The organism is Pseudomonas sp. RU47, assembly GCF_004011755.1.
Taxonomy (GTDB): domain Bacteria; phylum Pseudomonadota; class Gammaproteobacteria; order Pseudomonadales; family Pseudomonadaceae; genus Aquipseudomonas.
In genome coordinates this window covers 784,861-801,382 of the sequence record NZ_CP022411.1, presented here as the reverse complement: position 1 = coordinate 801,382, position 16,522 = coordinate 784,861, and the positions used below count along the sequence as shown (strand labels likewise).

15 protein-coding genes and 1 pseudogene are annotated in these 16,522 nt (G+C 61.0%); 9 read left to right on the top strand and 7 right to left on the bottom strand.

Annotation, left to right across the window (positions count from 1 at the left end; genetic code table 11):
- Positions 1-17 precede the first annotated feature (17 nt).
- Complete coding sequence (locus tag CCX46_RS03495; RefSeq protein ID WP_127925723.1) at positions 18-1,109, bottom strand: calcium:proton antiporter; 1,092 nt, start codon at positions 1,107-1,109, stop codon at positions 18-20.
- Between the two features lie 288 nt (positions 1,110-1,397).
- Here CCX46_RS03495 and CCX46_RS03490 point away from each other — a divergent pair, with 288 nt between their 5' ends.
- The 3 genes and pseudogenes from CCX46_RS03490 to CCX46_RS03475 all read left to right on the top strand — a co-directional run bounded on the left by CCX46_RS03490 (position 1,398) and on the right by CCX46_RS03475 (position 4,614).
- Entirely contained in the window at positions 1,398-2,471 is a 1,074-nt protein-coding gene (locus CCX46_RS03490; protein WP_127925722.1) for a BMP family ABC transporter substrate-binding protein, read from the top strand.
- A gap of 143 nt (positions 2,472-2,614) precedes the next feature.
- A pseudogene (locus tag CCX46_RS03480) lies at positions 2,615-3,580 on the top strand (2-oxoglutarate and iron-dependent oxygenase domain-containing protein).
- An 80-nt stretch (positions 3,581-3,660) separates the two neighbouring features.
- The gene (locus tag CCX46_RS03475) at positions 3,661-4,614 is read left to right on the top strand and encodes an adenosine deaminase (protein ID WP_008082147.1); all 954 of its coding nucleotides are present in this window, start codon (positions 3,661-3,663) and stop codon (positions 4,612-4,614) included.
- Positions 4,615-4,735: 121 nt separating this feature from the next.
- On the opposite strand, the gene CCX46_RS03465 is transcribed toward CCX46_RS03475, so the two are convergent.
- From CCX46_RS03465 to CCX46_RS03455, 3 genes are all read right to left on the bottom strand, one after another.
- Positions 4,736-6,118, bottom strand: coding sequence for an MFS transporter (locus CCX46_RS03465; RefSeq protein WP_127925721.1), 1,383 nt, complete (start codon positions 6,116-6,118; stop codon positions 4,736-4,738).
- Between the two features lie 137 nt (positions 6,119-6,255).
- Entirely contained in the window at positions 6,256-6,990 is a 735-nt protein-coding gene (locus CCX46_RS03460; RefSeq protein WP_127925720.1) for an ArsR/SmtB family transcription factor, read from the bottom strand.
- A 317-nt stretch (positions 6,991-7,307) separates the two neighbouring features.
- The gene (locus CCX46_RS03455; protein WP_127925719.1) at positions 7,308-8,237 is read right to left on the bottom strand and encodes a LysR family transcriptional regulator; all 930 of its coding nucleotides are present in this window, start codon (positions 8,235-8,237) and stop codon (positions 7,308-7,310) included.
- A 119-nt stretch (positions 8,238-8,356) separates the two neighbouring features.
- Between CCX46_RS03455 and CCX46_RS03450 the strand changes: the two genes are divergently transcribed.
- The 3 genes from CCX46_RS03450 (at position 8,357) to CCX46_RS30670 (ending at position 10,030) form a co-directional block, all read left to right on the top strand.
- Positions 8,357-8,650, top strand: a complete 294-nt coding sequence (locus tag CCX46_RS03450) for a putative quinol monooxygenase (protein WP_127925718.1) — start codon at positions 8,357-8,359, stop codon at positions 8,648-8,650.
- A gap of 32 nt (positions 8,651-8,682) precedes the next feature.
- Positions 8,683-9,696, top strand: a complete 1,014-nt coding sequence (locus tag CCX46_RS03445; RefSeq protein WP_127925717.1) for a zinc-binding alcohol dehydrogenase family protein — start codon at positions 8,683-8,685, stop codon at positions 9,694-9,696.
- 160 nt (positions 9,697-9,856) lie between these two features.
- Complete coding sequence (locus tag CCX46_RS30670; protein ID WP_007914687.1) at positions 9,857-10,030, top strand: hypothetical protein; 174 nt, start codon at positions 9,857-9,859, stop codon at positions 10,028-10,030.
- Positions 10,031-10,036: 6 nt separating this feature from the next.
- On the opposite strand, the gene CCX46_RS03440 is transcribed toward CCX46_RS30670, so the two are convergent.
- The gene (locus tag CCX46_RS03440) at positions 10,037-11,239 is read right to left on the bottom strand and encodes a multidrug effflux MFS transporter (RefSeq protein ID WP_127925716.1); all 1,203 of its coding nucleotides are present in this window, start codon (positions 11,237-11,239) and stop codon (positions 10,037-10,039) included.
- An 89-nt stretch (positions 11,240-11,328) separates the two neighbouring features.
- Complete coding sequence (locus CCX46_RS03435; RefSeq protein WP_127925715.1) at positions 11,329-11,526, bottom strand: cation transporter; 198 nt, start codon at positions 11,524-11,526, stop codon at positions 11,329-11,331.
- Positions 11,527-11,673: 147 nt separating this feature from the next.
- Here CCX46_RS03435 and CCX46_RS03430 point away from each other — a divergent pair, with 147 nt between their 5' ends.
- The 3 genes from CCX46_RS03430 (at position 11,674) to cueR (ending at position 15,055) form a co-directional block, all read left to right on the top strand.
- Positions 11,674-12,057, top strand: coding sequence for a hypothetical protein (locus CCX46_RS03430; RefSeq protein ID WP_093430287.1), 384 nt, complete (start codon positions 11,674-11,676; stop codon positions 12,055-12,057).
- 194 nt (positions 12,058-12,251) lie between these two features.
- Positions 12,252-14,645, top strand: coding sequence for a copper resistance metal-translocating P1-type ATPase CueA (gene cueA, locus CCX46_RS03425; RefSeq protein ID WP_127925714.1), 2,394 nt, complete (start codon positions 12,252-12,254; stop codon positions 14,643-14,645).
- A complete protein-coding gene (gene cueR, locus CCX46_RS03420; RefSeq protein ID WP_025111722.1) occupies positions 14,642-15,055 on the top strand; it encodes a Cu(I)-responsive transcriptional regulator in 414 nt (137 codons plus the stop codon). The genes cueA and cueR overlap by 4 nt, the downstream gene beginning before the upstream one ends.
- Here cueR and CCX46_RS03415 read toward each other — a convergent pair.
- A complete protein-coding gene (locus tag CCX46_RS03415) occupies positions 15,009-16,217 on the bottom strand; it encodes an MFS transporter (RefSeq protein ID WP_127925713.1) in 1,209 nt (402 codons plus the stop codon). The genes cueR and CCX46_RS03415 overlap by 47 nt on opposite strands.
- Positions 16,218-16,522 lie beyond the last annotated feature (305 nt).

Below are 16,522 nucleotides of genomic sequence, written 5' to 3'. Positions count from 1 at the left end.
CGATCAATCTGCCAGCTCTAAAGGCCTAGTAGCGACAGCATGATGAAGGTCGCGAACAATACGAAGTGGGTCATGCCTTCGATGGCATTGGTCTCGCCGTCGTTGAGGTTGATCGCACTAACGATCAACGTCAGGAAAATCATCACCGTCTGCACCGGCGTCATCGCCATCTGAAACGGTTGACCGGTGTACAGCGCCATCGCCTCCATCACTGGCACGGTCAGAATCACCGTCGACAGTGACGCGCCCATCGCAATGTTCACCACCGACTGCATACGGTTGGCCAGCGCCGCACGCAACGCCGTCAAAATCTCCGGCGCAGCAGAAATCGCCGCCACCAGAATCGCGGTGATCACCGGCGGTGCGCCCGTGCCTTCCAGGCCCAGATCGAGGGTCTTCGACATCACTTCGGCGAGTGCGCCAATCACCACCACGCCAAACACCAGAATGCCGATCGACAACGCCAGGCTGACCGGTTTTGGTTCTTCCTCGACCGGTTCTTTCTTGCGGCGTTTGTCCGGGTAGCTGTAGCTGAAAAAGTAACTGTGCGGGCCGACCTGCATGCGCAGAAACAACGCATACAGCACCACCATCGCACCGATGGTGAACGCCGAATAAATCTTCCAGTTGGCCTCGGGAATAAACTCCGGCACCACCATCGATACGCCCATGGCGGTGAGAATCATCACGCTGTAGCTGCGCGCCGAATCGTCGTTGTAAGACTGCTCACCGTGCTTGATCCCGCCCATCAGCGCGGCGAGGCCGAGGATGCCGTTGATATCGAGCATCACTGCCGAATAGATCGTGTCGCGCACCAACGTGGCCGAAGCTTCGTTGCTCATCATGATCGCCAGGATCACCACCTCCACCAGCACGGCGGCGAGGGTGAGAATCATGGTGCCGTACGGGTCGCCGACTTTTTCCGCGAGCAATTCGGCTTGATGGGCGACGCGCATTGAGGCGGCGACGATGAAGGCGATCAGCACCAGACCGCCGATCAACGCGACGATCTGGCCGCTGTGCAACAGCCAGTGTTCCAGCGGATAGGCAACGCAGGCGGCGATGACGGCCAGCAGCAGAAAGCTTTCTTGCTTGAGGATGGTGAACATGGCGGGCCTTTTTGCCGAAGAGAGCGGATGAGCTACTGACTGCGGGGCGGCGCTAACGTTTCGTTACACCTTAGCGCACCAGCGAATAGCAGCGAGTTCGGCAGGTGCCCTTTTATTGGCCCTACCGGCCTCTTCGCGAGCAGGCTCGCTCCCACAGAGGAATGCGCTCGAAGGTGGGAGCGAGCCTGCTCGCGAAAGCCTTCACACGGTTTCAAACCGGTTTGTTGTCCTTTTGGTCAGCAATTTGCATTGGCCCTGACCACACACAACAAAACGGAGCTCCAATTCATGCAAATACGTCCGCTGCACAAACTGCTGTGCGCCGCCCTCGGTCTGGGGATCAGCCTGAGCGCCAGCGCTGCCGATCCGCTGAAGGTCGGTTTCGTCTACATCGGCCCGATCGGTGACCACGGCTGGACGTATCAGCATGAACAAGGGCGCAAGGCTCTCGCAGAGAAATTCGGTACTCAGATCACCACCAACTACGTCGAGAACGTCGCTGAAGGCGCCGACGCCGAGCGGGTCATCCGCAACATGGCCAAGGACAACTATGACCTGATCTTCACCACCTCTTTCGGCTACATGAACCCGACGCTGAAAGTCGCCAAGCAATTTCCCAAGGTGACCTTCGAACACGCCACCGGCTACAAACAGGACAAGAACCTCGGCACCTATCTGGCGCGCACTTACGAGGGTCGCTACGTCGGCGGTTTCCTCGCGGCGAAGATGACCAAGACCAAAAAAATCGGCTACGTCGCTTCGTTCCCGATCCCTGAGGTGATCCGCGATATCAACGCGATTCAACTGGCCCTGAACAAGTACAACCCGGGCACCGAGATCAAAGTGGTGTGGGTCAACTCGTGGTTCGATCCGGGCAAGGAAGCCGATGCGGCCAACGCGCTGATTGATCAGGGCGTCGACGTGGTGTTCCAGCACACCGACAGCCCGGCACCGATTCAGGCCGCCGAACGTCGTGGCGTATACGCCGTAGGTTACGCCTCGGACATGGCGCACTTCGGGCCGAAAGCGGTGCTGACCTCGATCGTCAACGACTGGGCGCCGCACTATATTCAGGCGACGCAGAGCGTGATCGACCACACGTGGAAATCCCAGGACTACTGGGGCGGGTTGAAGGAAGGCACGGTTGAACTGCCGATCAGCGGTCTGGTGCCGGCGCCAGTGAAAGCCGAGGCCGAGCAGATCATTGCCGACATCAAGAGCGGTGCGCTTCAACCGTTTACCGGGCCGATCAAGGATCAGGCCGGCGTCGAGAAAATCCCGGCGGGCGTGAGCGCGACGAATGCGGAACTGGCGTCGATGAACTATTACGTGGAAGGCATGAAGGCTGAGATGCCGAAGTAATTTTTGCTAATTACACAAAACCCTGTGGGAGCGAGCCTGCTCGCGAATGCGGTGTGTCATTCAACGAATCTGTTGTCTGACACTCCCTCTTCGCGAGCAGGCTCGCTCCCACATTGGAAACACAGCGTATTCAAGGATTGTGTATGGATCAGCTTCCGATCATCGACATCAGCCCGCTCTATTCCGCCGACGAAAACGCCTGGCCCGCCGTGGCCGAGCAAATCGACCACGCCTGCCGCGAGTGGGGTTTCTTCTACATCAAGGGTCACCCGATTTCGGCGTAACGCATCGACACGGTGCTCGATCAGACTCAGCGTTTTTTTGCCCTGCCCGCAGCGGAAAAACTCAAGATCGACATCACCCAAACCCGCCACCATCGCGGTTACGGCGCCATCGCCACCGAGCAACTCGACCCGAGCAAGCCCAGCGACCTCAAAGAAACCTTCGACATGGGCCTGCACCTGCCGGCCAACCATCCCGACGTGCTCGCCGAAAAACCGTTACGCGGGCCGAACCGGCATCCAGCGCAAACCGGATGGGCTGAGTTGATGGAGCAGCACTACCTCGACATGCAGGCCCTCGCGCAAACCTTGTTGCGGGCGATGACCCTCGCACTGAACATCGAACGCGATTTCTTCGACAGCCGCTTCGTTGACCCGGTCAGCGTCCTGCGCGTGATCCATTACCCACCGCGCCACACCGCGAGCTCCGCCGAGCAGCAAGGTGCCGGCGCGCATACCGATTACGGCTGCATCACCCTGCTCTATCAGGACAGCGCCGGCGGTCTGCAAGTGAAGAACGTCAAAGGCGAATGGATCGACGCGCCACCGATCGACGGCACTTTCGTGGTCAACCTCGGCGACATGATGGCGCGCTGGAGCAACGACCGTTATCGCTCGACCCCACACCGGGTGATCAGCCCGCTCGGCGTGGATCGCTACTCGATGCCGTTCTTTGCCGAGCCACACCCGGACACGCGCATCGAATGCCTGCCCGGCTGTCAGGACGCACAGCATCCAGCGAAATATCCGACCACCACCTGCGCCGAATTCCTGCTCTCACGCTTCGCCGATACCTACGCCTATCGCCGTGAGCAGGAAGCCGTGTGATGGATCGCTTGGTCAGGTTTTGCCAATTGTTTCGGCGAGCATCTGTAGAATGCCGTCATTGCATCTGATGAGAAAAGAATATGTACGATTGGCTCAACGCCTTGCCCAAGGCTGAACTGCACCTGCACCTGGAAGGCTCGCTAGAGCCCGAGCTGCTGTTCGCCCTGGCCGAGCGCAACAAGATCGCCCTGCCGTGGAACGATGTCGAAACCCTGCGCAAGGCATACGCCTTCAACAACCTGCAGGAATTCCTCGACCTGTATTACCAAGGTGCCGACGTATTGCGCACCTCACAGGACTTCTACGACCTGACCTGGGCCTACCTGCTGCGCTGCAAAGCACAGAACGTGATTCACACCGAACCGTTCTTCGATCCGCAGACCCACACCGACCGCGGCATCCCGTTCGAAGTGGTGCTCAACGGCATCGCGGCGGCATTGAAGGATGGCGAGCAGCAACTGGGTATCACCAGCGGTTTGATCCTCAGCTTCCTGCGCCACTTGAGCGAAGAAGAAGCCGAGAAAACCCTCGACCAGGCGCTGCCGTTCCGTGACGCGTTTGTCGCTGTCGGCCTCGACAGTTCCGAGATGGGCCACCCGCCGAGCAAGTTCCAGCGCGTGTTCGACCGTGCCCGCCACGAAGGCTTCCTGACCGTTGCCCATGCTGGCGAAGAAGGCCCGCCGGAGTACATCTGGGAAGCCATCGACCTGCTGAAAATCCAGCGTATCGACCATGGCGTGCGCGCCATCGAAGACGAGCGCCTGATGCAGCGGATCATCGACGAACAGATCCCGCTAACCGTGTGCCCGTTGTCGAACACCAAGCTTTGCGTGTTCGATCACATGTCGCAGCACAACATTCTCGACATGCTCGAGCGTGGCGTGAAGGTCACGGTGAACTCCGATGACCCGGCGTACTTTGGTGGTTATGTGACCGAGAACTTCTACGCGCTGCATGAGCATTTGGGCATGACCCAGGATCAGGCCAAGCGCCTGGCGCAGAACAGCCTGGATGCGCGACTGGTAAAACCATAAGCAACACCCAATAACCATTGTGGGAGCGAGCCTGCTCGCGAAGAGGGAGTGTCAGTTAACATTTTCGTTTAATGACACTCCGCTTTCGCGAGCAGGCTCGCTCCCACAGTGGGTTCTTTGTTTAGCCTGGGATTTGGCTTTCAGTCAGCTCTTCCAGGGTCTTACCCCGCGTCTCCATCCCGAACAACCACACCACCCCCGCCGCTATCGCGAAGCACGCCGCGCCCAGCGCAAACACCCCGCCCTGCCCGGTAATCGGGAACACCAGCCCGGTCACCAACGGCCCGAGCAGCGAGCCAACCCGGCCAATCGCCGAGGCGAAGCCCGAACCGGTTGCCCGCGCCGACGTTGGATAAAGCTCCGGCGTATAGGTGTAGAGCACCGCCCACATGCCGAACAGGAAAAACTGCATCAACAGTCCGGTGCCGATCAGCAGCGCAACGTTGCCGCCGAACACCGCGCTCTGGCCGTAGAGAAACGCCATCACCCCGCCGCCGAGCAACGTGACGATGCACACCGGTTTGCGCCCCCAGCGCTCAACCAGCCAGGCGGCCATCAAAAATCCCGGAATCCCGCCAAGGGAAATCAGCACCGTGTAATACACCGACTGCGTCACGGCAAAACCCGACTGTTGCAGCAAGGCACTGAGCCACGAAGTCAGACCATAAAATCCCAGCAGGGCGAAAAACCACAGGCTCCAGATCATCGTCGTGCGCTGGCGATACTGCGGCGACCAGATCTGCTTGAGCGCCGCGAAGAAGTTGCCCGGCGGCGTCACGGTACGCGGCAATCGAACCGGTTCCGGCAACGCGGCACCGCCGAGCGACGAACGCACCCGCGCCTCGATGCCGTTCAGCACCTTGTCTGCCGCCTCATGCTTTCCAGCCTGCTCCAGCCAGCGCGGTGACTCGGGAATGAAAAAGCGGATCGCCAGCACAAACACCGCCGGCACCGCCAACACCAGAAAGATGTCACGCCAGCCAATCAGCGGCAGCAGGAAGTAAGACAGCACGCCGGCCGCCACGAAACCCAGCGGCCAGAAGCCGTCCATCAACGCGATGTAACGACCCCGGCGTTGCGCCGGAATCAGCTCGGACAGCATCGACTGGGCAATCGGAAATTCCATGCCCATGCCAATCCCCAACAAGATGCGGAACAGCGTCAGCGTCTCGACCGTTTGCGCCGTCGAACACAGGTAGCTGGCCACGCCCCACAGCACGATGCTCCACTGAAACACCGGTTTGCGCCCGAAACGATCGGCGAGCATGCCGGACAGCGACGCCCCCAGCACCATGCCGAAGAAGCTCGAACTGGCGAGCAGACCCGCTTGCGCGCTGCTCAGACCGAACTCGGCTTTGATCGAGCCGAGCAGGAACGTCATCATCGCCAGGTCCATGGAGTCGAAGAAAAACGCCAGGGCGATGATGATGAAAATGATCCGGTGATAACCGCTGATTGGCAGTCGTTCCAAGCGTTCTGCCGCGCCGTAGCCATGTGTGTCCATGCCGCTTCCCCCATCCGAAATGTCCCCGGATCGAGTGTGCGCGATAGCGTTTCGGCGTTCGTGCTGGATGCGACCTGTTCGCAGTCGTGGACGACGCCAGAAGCACCGGTGCTTGCCAGGCGTCGAATGCGAGAGCTCTACAACGCCATTTCCAGCTCGGTTTCCTTGGCGAAACGATGCAGCTCCCGTTGGCCGGTAGCCGTCAATTGCAAGGCCCGAGAGTCGTTGGGCAGGGTCAGCCAGCCGGACTGCATGAACAACTGCAACAACGCCGCACCGAGCGAGCCACCCATGTGCGGGCGACGCTCGCTCCAGTCCGGACAAGCGCACGCCACTTGCACATTGCGATGGGCCAGCGCCTGGATGAACACGCCACGGCCGGCCAGCAATTTCGCCCCCTTGAGAGTCACCACGACGCGTTGTTCAAGTTGTTCGATCCAGCCGGCATCCAGCAGCCGCTGGTACAGATCGGCGGCCAGCGTACCGCCCAGGTGGTCATCGCAAAAACGCGCGCGCAGCAGCGAGGACGGCGCAGTTTGCGGCTTGGCCATGGGGGTGGCGCGCTTGAACACCTCGGGAATGTCCCGTGGAGCACTGGCGATGGTGGCGCTGGCCAATGCTTCTATCGCAGCACCGACTTCCGGTGCCGAGAGACGGAAAAACCGTTTGCGACCACGGACTTCGACCTTCAACAGACCACCCGTGGATAGCCGCGCCAGATGCGCGCTGGCCGACGATGGCGACAGCCCTGTCAGTAGCGCAAGCTCCTCGGTTTGCCGGGCCGAGCCATCCATCAACGCCCACATCATCGCGCTGCGCTTGGGGTCGGCCAGCAACGTGGCGATCTGGCTGATGCAAGGTGCATGTTCCATGTGTTCACTCCCTGTTGAATCGTATCGTCTACTGCTCGGAGACATCTTGGCCGGTAATGAGTCATCGGCCAAGACGCGAAAATCGCCATGAACCGGGGCGAGGCAAGCTACTGACGCAGCCTGCTCCGGCACAGAACCCGCAGCAGTTGCGCGACCGTCACTCGAAGACTGGCGACGCGGTGCGAGGGTCTCCGGGCCGGGGTGTCGGTGCTGGCGTGAGGCGGGCGCTAGTATAAGCGGGTTAGCTCCCGCGTCCCGCGCCGGGGCCTGCACAGGTGGTGATTGTTCCTGACAGAAATTTCTCTATTTACCTGCGACTAATGATCATCTTTGGGAAAAACGGGAAATTGACTACTCAAATCAGCGCATCGGCTGGCGAGCATTTCCCTCAGAAGGTTCACCGGCTTACTCAATTGGGCGCGATGGGCGCACAACAGATTCAGCGGTGCGCGCTCACAGAGCAGCTCCGGCAGCAGCACTTTGAGCCTGCCGGCGAGCACATCGGCGCCGACGTCCAGCCACGATTTGTAGGCAATCCCGGCACCGGCCACCGCCCACAGGCGCACGACGTCAGCGTCGTCGCTGAAACGGTCACCACTGACGGTCAGACCGACTTCACGTTTGCCGTCGTGAAAACTCCAGTGGTCATGCACCCGGCTGCCGAGCATGTAAAGCAGGCAGTTGTGCTGGGCCAGCTGTTCGAGCTGGCGCGGTTCGCCGTGCCGGGCCAGATACGCCGGGGAAGCGCACAGCACGCGGCGGTTGTGCGGGGCGATGGGTAAGGCGACCAGGCTTGAGTCTTCCGGCTCGCCATAGCGCAAGGCAATGTCCACCGGTTGCCGAAACAGATCGGCGATGCGGTCGCCAAGCAGCAAACGCACGGTCAGCTTCGGGTGCTCGCGCTGGAACTCATCGAGCCACGGCAGCAACAGGTTGCGGCCGAAGTCCGAAGGCGCCGACAACTGCAAGACCCCGCTGACCTGATCCTGGCCGCTGGCGAGCAAACGCCGACCTTCATCAAGATTACTCAGCGCCGCCCGCGCGTATTCGAGAAAGCCTTCGCCCTCGGCGGTCAGGCGCAGGCTGCGGGTCGAACGCGCCAGCAAGCGTGCGCCCAATTGCTGTTCGATCCGCTTCAATGCCGCGCTGGCCACGGCGGCGGACATGTCCATCACCCGCGCCGCCGCCGACAGACTGCCCAGATCCGCTGCCCGGACAAACAACTGCAAGTCATCGAAACGCAACATGGTCAGCCTCGATTATCAAAAAAATATTGAAAGAGACTGCTCTTTTAGCCGGTTTTATCTCGCAGAGAAATAGCCAATCATCTCTCCATCGAATTCATCCCGCTTCTCTGGAGCCGAGCATGTCCCAGCCATTCACCGCCATCGCCACCCTGATCGCCAGACCCGGCCAGCAGGATCGTCTCGAACAGGGCCTGCGCGCACTGGTTGAGCCGAGCCGCGCCGAAGACGGTTGCAGCCAATATGACTTGCACCGCGACCTCGCCGACCCGCAGGTTTTTTATGTGATCGAACACTGGGCCAGCGAAGCGATTCTTGAGGCGCACAACAACAGCGCGCACTTTCGACACTTCCAGGCCAGCGCCGGCGACACCATCGAACATTTCCAGCTCAAGCGCCTCGGCGCGATTGTCTGATTCCTTCTTCTATTACCTGTACGGAGCCACTCATGAAAGCCATCGCCTATTACGCTTCCCTGCCGATCAGCGACGCCCAATCCCTGCAAGACATCGAGCTGCCAGAACCGGTCGCCGGCCCGCGCGACCTGCTGGTGGAAGTCAAAGCCATTTCGGTGAATCCGGTCGACACCAAAGTGCGGCAGAACGTGGCGCCGGAAAACGGTGCAGCGAAAGTATTGGGCTGGGACGTTGCCGGAGTGGTCAAGGCAGTCGGCAGCGAAGTGACATTGTTCAAGGCTGGCGACAAAGTCTTCTACGCCGGCTCCATCGCCCGTTCCGGCGGCAACAGTGAGCTGCACGTGGTCGATGAGCGCATCGTCGGCCATATGCCGAAATCCCTTGGTTTTGCCGAAGCCGCCGCCCTGCCGCTGACTGCGATCACCGCGTGGGAATTGCTCTTCGAACGCCTGCAGATCCGCGAAGGCAAAAACAATGAAGACCAGCGCCTGCTGATCGTCGGTGCGGCTGGCGGGGTGGGCTCGATCCTGACCCAACTGGCCAAAAAACTGACCGGCCTGAAGGTCATCGGCACTGCGTCCCGCGAGCAGACCCGCGATTGGGTCCAAGAACTGGGCGCCGACCTGGTCATCGATCACAGCCAACCGCTGAGCGAAGAGCTCAAACGCGCCGGGATCGACAGCGTGACCCACGTTGCCAGCCTGACCCAGACCGATCAGCACCTGGATCAACTGGTCGAAGCGCTGGCGCCGCAAGGCAAACTGGCACTGATCGACGATCCGAAGTCGCTGGACATCAGCAAACTCAAGCGCAAGAGCCTGTCGCTGCACTGGGAGTTCATGTACACCCGTTCGCTGTTCGAGACGCCGGACATGATCGAACAGCACAAACTGCTCAACCGCGTGGCCGGGCTGATTGATGCGGGGACGTTGAAGACCACGGTGGGCGAGCATTTCGGCACGATCAATGCGGCGAACCTGCGCCGCGCCCATGAGTTGCTGGAAAGTGGCAAAGCCAAGGGAAAAATTGTTTTAGAAGGTTTCTAAAAAACCGCACAGCGCAGCCTTCGCCGAACCTAGAGCGGTCGGCGGGGCTGCGCTGTTTTTTGCCGTCAGTCCGATGCTTGACCGTTGTCACAATTGCGATCGTATTCAGGTCTACAATCGAAGCCTCTGCGATACATCTTTTACGCAAGGGAGGTCAGCAATGAAGATCCTGATAAAAGAAGTGGCAAAGTCTCAATGGCAGGTTCGTCTGGACCAACACGCCGTGACATTCCGCAGTGAAGCCGAAGCATTGGCCTTCACCCGCACCCTCGAAGCGCGACTTTGCGCGCCCCATCAGATTCCCGATCGCAGCCAGCAGCGCGCCGCCGGCTGAGGTTATTTATGCCTCGGCCTGAGCTTGCGCCAGTGCCCGGGCGTTCTGCAGACGGCGGGTGATTAGCGCCACGCACACCACCAGCAAACCGCACACGCTGATGACTATTGCCATCGGCACGGCGGTGCCGTCGTGCAACACCCCTACCAGCGCCGAAGCCCCGGCGGCGACGCTGAATTGCATGCAGCCGAGCAGTGCCGACGCACTGCCGGCGCGTGCGCCCTGCCCGTTCATCGCGCAAGCAGCGGCGTTCGGGCTGATGCAACCCAGGCTCGACACGCAGATAAACAGTGGAATCAGCAGCGGCCACAAGGATTCGGTGTGCATTGCGCTGACCGCGAGCAACGCCAGCCCGGCGCCGAAGTAAACCCACACCGCCCGCGACAGCAGGAACGCCGGGCCGCGCTTGGCCAACATCCGCGCGTTGACCTGCGCCACCAGAATGAACCCCGCCGCATTGGTGCCGAACAGCCAGCCGAAATGCTCGGCCGGCACGCCATACAGCTTGATGAAAATAAACGGTGAGCCCGCGATGTAGGCGAACATCCCGGCGATGGCGATGCCACCGGTCAGGGCATGACCGAGGTAAACCCGATCCTTGAGCAAGCGCCCGTACTGGCGCAGGGCGCCGGACAACGGCTGGCGCGGCATGTGCGCTGGCATACTTTCCGGCAGCCCCAGCGCCACGGCCAAACCGGCCAGCGCGCTGAACCCGGTCAACACCAGGAAGATCGACTGCCAGCCTGTGGTGTTGACCAACAGACCGCCGAGCATCGGCGCCAGAATCGGCGCCAGGCCCATCACCAGCATCAATTGCGAGAAGACCTTCGCCGAGCCGACCGCGTCGCATTTGTCGCTGACCACCGCCCGGGAAATCACCATCCCCGCGCAACCGCCCAACGCCTGGACAAAACGCGCACCGATCAGCCATTCGAGGTTCGGCGCATAGGCGCAGGCCAGCGATGCCAGGGTGAACAGCGTGAGCCCTACGAGCAGCGGAATACGGCGGCCAAAGCGATCCGCCACGGGGCCGTAAAGCAGTTGGCCAATCGACAATCCGGCGAAATACGCCGCCAGCGTCATCTGTACATGTTTCTCGTCGGTGCCGAACGCCAGCGCCATCGAGGGAAATGCAGGTAAATAGAAGTCGATCGCCAAGGGCCCGAAGGCGGTCAAGGCACCGAGGATCAGAATGGTACGGAAGTTCATCAGGCATCCAGGTTGGCAAGTCGGCAGCCCGACAGTCTAGCCGCGCCCGGACGCCTTGAACATTCCGATAGCTCGCTAACTATAAAACTTCAGACGAGTTTCACCGCGTAGCCTTCTTCGCTGATTGCCTCGATGACCTGATCGCTGGTCAACGCGCTCTCGACGCCCACCTCTTTCGCCGCCAGATCGACCCGCACGCTGGCCGCCGGATCCTTGACCTGCAGAGCGTTGGTGATGGCTTTGACGCAATGGCCGCAGGACATGCCTTGAACGTTGAACACTTGCATGGAATGACTCCTTTGAGTGAGGTTGCCGGCAGTTTCGAGCTTGCCACGATGGCAAGGTCAAGTTCTTCAATAAACTGCCGGGCTGGCAATCGGCGCCGCGCTCGGCCAAGCTGCGTACATCAATGACTCGATTCAGGAGATTCAGCCATGCGCTGGTCAGCTTTCAGCCTGTTTGGCTTTCTCAGCCTCTTTGCCGCCGTTCCTCAAGTGCAAGCCGCTGGCGAGGACTATGCGGTGCTGATCATTTCCCGTGAGCGTCTGGAAGTGTCGACCTCCTGCGAGATCGGCGTGTACATCCAGGATCAGCTCTCGGCGCGGTTGCTGCAGGAGCAAAGCATTTCCTTCAACCTGCCGCCGGGCACTGTTTCGCTACGCTTGAAGTTGCTGCCGGGACAAGTCGCCGGTTGCAACCCGGGGATGCTCGCGCCGGGTTCGCAGGAGATCAAATTGCATGCCGGTGATGTGCTGAAGTATCGCTTGGCGATGAATTCCGAAGGCGTCTATCTGAAGCGCGCCGATCTCGAATACTAAGCAAATCCCAATTGTGGGAGCGAGCCTGCTCGCGAATACGGCGGGTCATTCAGCGATGATGTTGACTGACCCGCCGCTTTCGCGAGCAGGCTCGCTCCCACAGTTTGTTTTGCGGCGAGTCAAAGAATGGCGCTTGACCTTGCCCGCATGGCAAGGTTGATCCTTGTAGGCATCTACTACAGGGAGTACGACCGATGTCCGATTCCATCACGTTCGATCTGCCGATTGCCGGCATGACCTGCGCCAGTTGCGCCGGCCGTGTCGAGCGGGCGTTGAGCAAAGTCAGCGGCGCCAGTGCCGTGAGCGTCAATCTCGCCACCGAGCAGGCCCGTGTGCAGGCACCCGGCGGCAGTCTGCCGGCCTTGATGGACGCAGTTGAGCGCGCCGGCTACAGCGTCCCGCAGCAGACTATCGAATTGAAGATCGAAGGCATGACCTGCGCCTCCTGCGTCGGTCGCGTCGAGCGCGCCCTGAACAAAGTGCCGGGAGTGAAAAGCGTCAGCGTCAACCTGGCCAACGAACGCGCCCACCTCCAATTGCTCGGTCAGGTCGATCCGCAAACCCTGCTCGAAGCCGTCACCAAGGCCGGCTACTCGGCCAGCGTCTGGCAAGCCGAACACCCACAAACCGATAACCAACAACAGCGCCTGAAACATGAACGCTGGGCACTGATCTGCGCGATCGCCCTGGCTCTGCCGCTGGTGGCGCCGATGTTGCTGCAACCGTTTGGCATCCACTGGATGCTCCCGGCCTGGGCGCAATTCGCCCTCGCCACGCCGGTGCAGTTTGTTTTCGGTGCACGTTTCTATGTCGCCGCGTGGAAAGCCGTGCGGGCGGGAGCAGGCAACATGGACTTGCTGGTCGCCCTCGGCACCAGTGCCGGTTACGGCTTGAGCCTCTATGAATGGGCCACCGCTGCCGGGCGCATGCCGCATCTGTATTTCGAAGCGTCGGCGGTGGTCATCGCGTTGGTGCTGCTCGGCAAATACCTGGAGAGCCGCGCCAAACGTCAGACCGCCAGTGCCATCCGCGCCCTCGAGGCGTTACGCCCGGAACGGGCCATTCAAGTGATCGACGGTCGCGAGCAGGATGTCGCCATCAGCGCGTTGCGCCTGAACGATCTGGTGCTGGTCAAACCCGGCGAACGTTTCCCGGTCGATGGTGAAGTCATCGAAGGCCAGAGCCACGCCGACGAAGCATTGATCAGCGGCGAAAGCTTGCCGGTGCCGAAACAACAGGGTGACAAAGTCACCGGCGGCGCGATCAATGGCGAAGGGCGTTTGCTGGTGCGCACTCAGGCGCTCGGCGCCGAAACCGTACTGGCGCGGATCATTCGTCTGGTCGAAGACGCCCAGGCGGCCAAGGCACCGATCCAGAAACTGGTGGATAAAGTCAGCCAGATCTTTGTGCCAACCGTGTTGCTGATTGCCTTGGCGACACTGATCGGCTGGTGGCTCTACGGCGCACCGCTCGAAACCGCGTTGATCAATGCGGTCGCGGTTCTGGTCATCGCCTGCCCGTGTGCACTGGGCCTCGCCACGCCGACCGCGATCATGGCCGGCACCGGCGTGGCCGCGCGTCACGGCATTCTGATCAAGGATGCTGAAGCGCTGGAACGCGCCCATGAAGTCAGCAGCGTGGTGTTCGACAAGACCGGTACGCTGACCTCCGGCACGCCGCGTATCGCCCATTTCACAGCAGTCGATGGTGACGAAAACACTCTGCTGAAACTGGCCGGCGCGCTGCAACGCGGCAGCGAACACCCGTTGGCCAAAGCGGTGCTCGATGCCGCAGCGGAACGAGGCCTGCACGTACCGGATGTCAGCGCCAGCCAGTCGCTCACTGGTCGCGGCATCGCCGGCAATCTCGACGGCCGGCGCCTGGCGCTGGGCAATCGCCGGTTGCTGGAGGAAAGCGCTTTGAGCGCCGGTAATCTGGGCGAGTCCGCCCAAGCCTGGGAAACCGAAGGCCGCACCCTGTCATGGCTGATCGAGCAAAGTCCGGAGCCGAAAGTGCTCGGCTTGTTCGCCTTCGGTGACACCTTGAAACCCGGAGCGCTGGAAGCCGTGCAACAACTCGCTGCACGCGATATCCATAGCCATCTGCTGACCGGCGACAATCGCGGCAGCGCTCGCGTGGTCGCCGAGGCCTTAGGCATCAGCAATGTCCACGCCGAAGTGCTGCCAGCGGACAAAGCCGCCACCGTCACCGAGCTGAAAAAAACCGGCGTAGTCGCCATGGTCGGTGACGGCATCAACGACGCCCCGGCGCTCGCCGCTGCCGACATCGGCATCGCCATGGGCGGCGGCACTGACGTGGCCATGCACGCGGCGGGTATCACTCTGATGCGTGGTGATCCACGGCTGGTGCCGGCGGCGCTGGAAATCAGCCGCAAGACCTACGCGAAGATCCGTCAGAACCTGTTCTGGGCCTTCGTCTACAACCTGATCGGCATTCCGTTGGCAGCGTTCGGCTTCCTCAACCCGGTACTGGCCGGTGCGGCCATGGCGCTGTCGAGCGTCAGCGTGGTGAGCAATGCGCTACTGTTGAAAACCTGGAAACCCAAGGATCTGGAGGAACACCGATGAACATCGGCCAAGCGGCCAGACACAGTGGTCTGAGCGCGAAAATGATCCGTTATTACGAGTCGATTGGCCTGCTCAAGGCGGCCCATCGCACCGACAGCGGTTATCGGGTCTACGGCGACGACGACCTGCACACGCTGGCCTTCATCAAGCGCTCGCGGGACTTGGGCTTTTCGCTGGAAGAGGTCGGCAAACTGCTGACCCTCTGGCAGGATCGCCAGCGTGCCAGCGCCGATGTGAAAGCATTGGCGCGCCAGCACATCGACGAGTTGAATCAGAAGATCCGCGAACTCGGCGAACTGCGCGACACCCTGCAGGATCTGGTCGAGCACTGCAACGGCGACCATCGCCCGGATTGCCCGATCCTCAAGGAGCTGGCGTCGGGCTGCTGCGCGCAACCCGCCCGCGCTTGAGGGCGAGCACTTTCACCGTGAGCAATGTGCCGAGGGGAATGCCGTGGAACAGCATGACCACGGCACCCGGCGTCCACCACCCGTAGAACGGTGCGGCGATGAGCATGCCGATGCCGAATCCGCTCATCTGCAGCAAGGTCAGCACGCTGAAAATCGGCAGGCGCAACTGCTCGGGTTCGCGTTGCAGGCGCGACATCAGCCCGACTTCTGAAAAACCGTCTCCCAACCCCGCCGGCAAGGAAAACAGCAGCAGACCGTAGAGGCTGTGTTGCTGGAACATCAGGATAAAGCCGCAGGACATCAGCGCCACGCCGAGGAAAAACCGTCGTTCGAGGTGGATGTTGTCCGAGCCTTTGAGACGGCTGGCGATTCGCGCACCCAGCAGTTTGCCGCTGGCCCACACCGCCAGCATCAGGCCCAGTGTGGTGCTCGCCGACTCTGGCGTGAGCAGTTTGGAGATGATCGGAAAGCCGACGTTGTGCGCGGCGCTGCCCAAGGTATCGGCCATGGTCACCGCCAGCATCGCGGCAATCACCGGTGCCGAACGCAGACCTTGCTTGAGTGCGGTCCATTCGCCGCGTTCGGGTGCTTCGTTGACTGCTGCGGGTTCGAAACGCAGCGGCACGATCAACAACGCTGCCAGCAAATAGGTCAGTGCATTCAGGGCGAACACTGTTTCAAAACCAAAACCCGCGACCAGCAAACCTGAAACCAGACTGCCGCCGACCATGGCCGCTGAAGACGCCGAAGTGATCCAGGCGTTGGCCTTGAGCAATTGCTCGGCGGGGATCAGACGCGGTAATTGACTGTTGAGGCCGATGGCGAACATCGAATTGCCCAGGCCCAGGCCGAAAGCGATCACGGGCAGCAGCAAGGCTTGCTGGCTGACGGGCACGATCAACAGCAAACCGAGCACGCTGGCGCGCAGGAGATCGAACACGATCAACGGTGCGCGTCCGCTGCAGCGACGGTAAAACGCGGTGCCGATCAGACTGGCAAAAATCCCCCCGCCGACGCGACTGGCGAGAAAGATCCCGACGCTCATCGCGCTGTTGCTCAGCAGGTAGACGTAGGTGGCCAGCGCGACCATGTTGAGGAAGGCGCCGAAATCGGAGATCAGTCGAGCGGTGACGATCAGGTGGGTGTTGCGCGGGGTGGTCACATTCAGTCCTTGAGTGTGGCTGGAGCGGTGGACAGTAGACGCGAAATTGCGTTGATCCGAAAGAGGCCCTCACCCTAACCCTCTCCCAGGGGGAGAGGGGACTGATTGGGGGATGCTTCAGAGGTTCGCCGACCTGAACGTGCTGTATCGAATCCATAATCAACGCGGTAGCCCATTCCATAATCGACCCGGTATTTCAGGTCGATGTATGACGCAATACACCTCGGTCGGCCCCCTCTCCCTCTGGGCGGTCCGACGTTTCGGGAGGGCTGGGGTGAGGGGCTTCTAGGGATTCTGATTCAAAA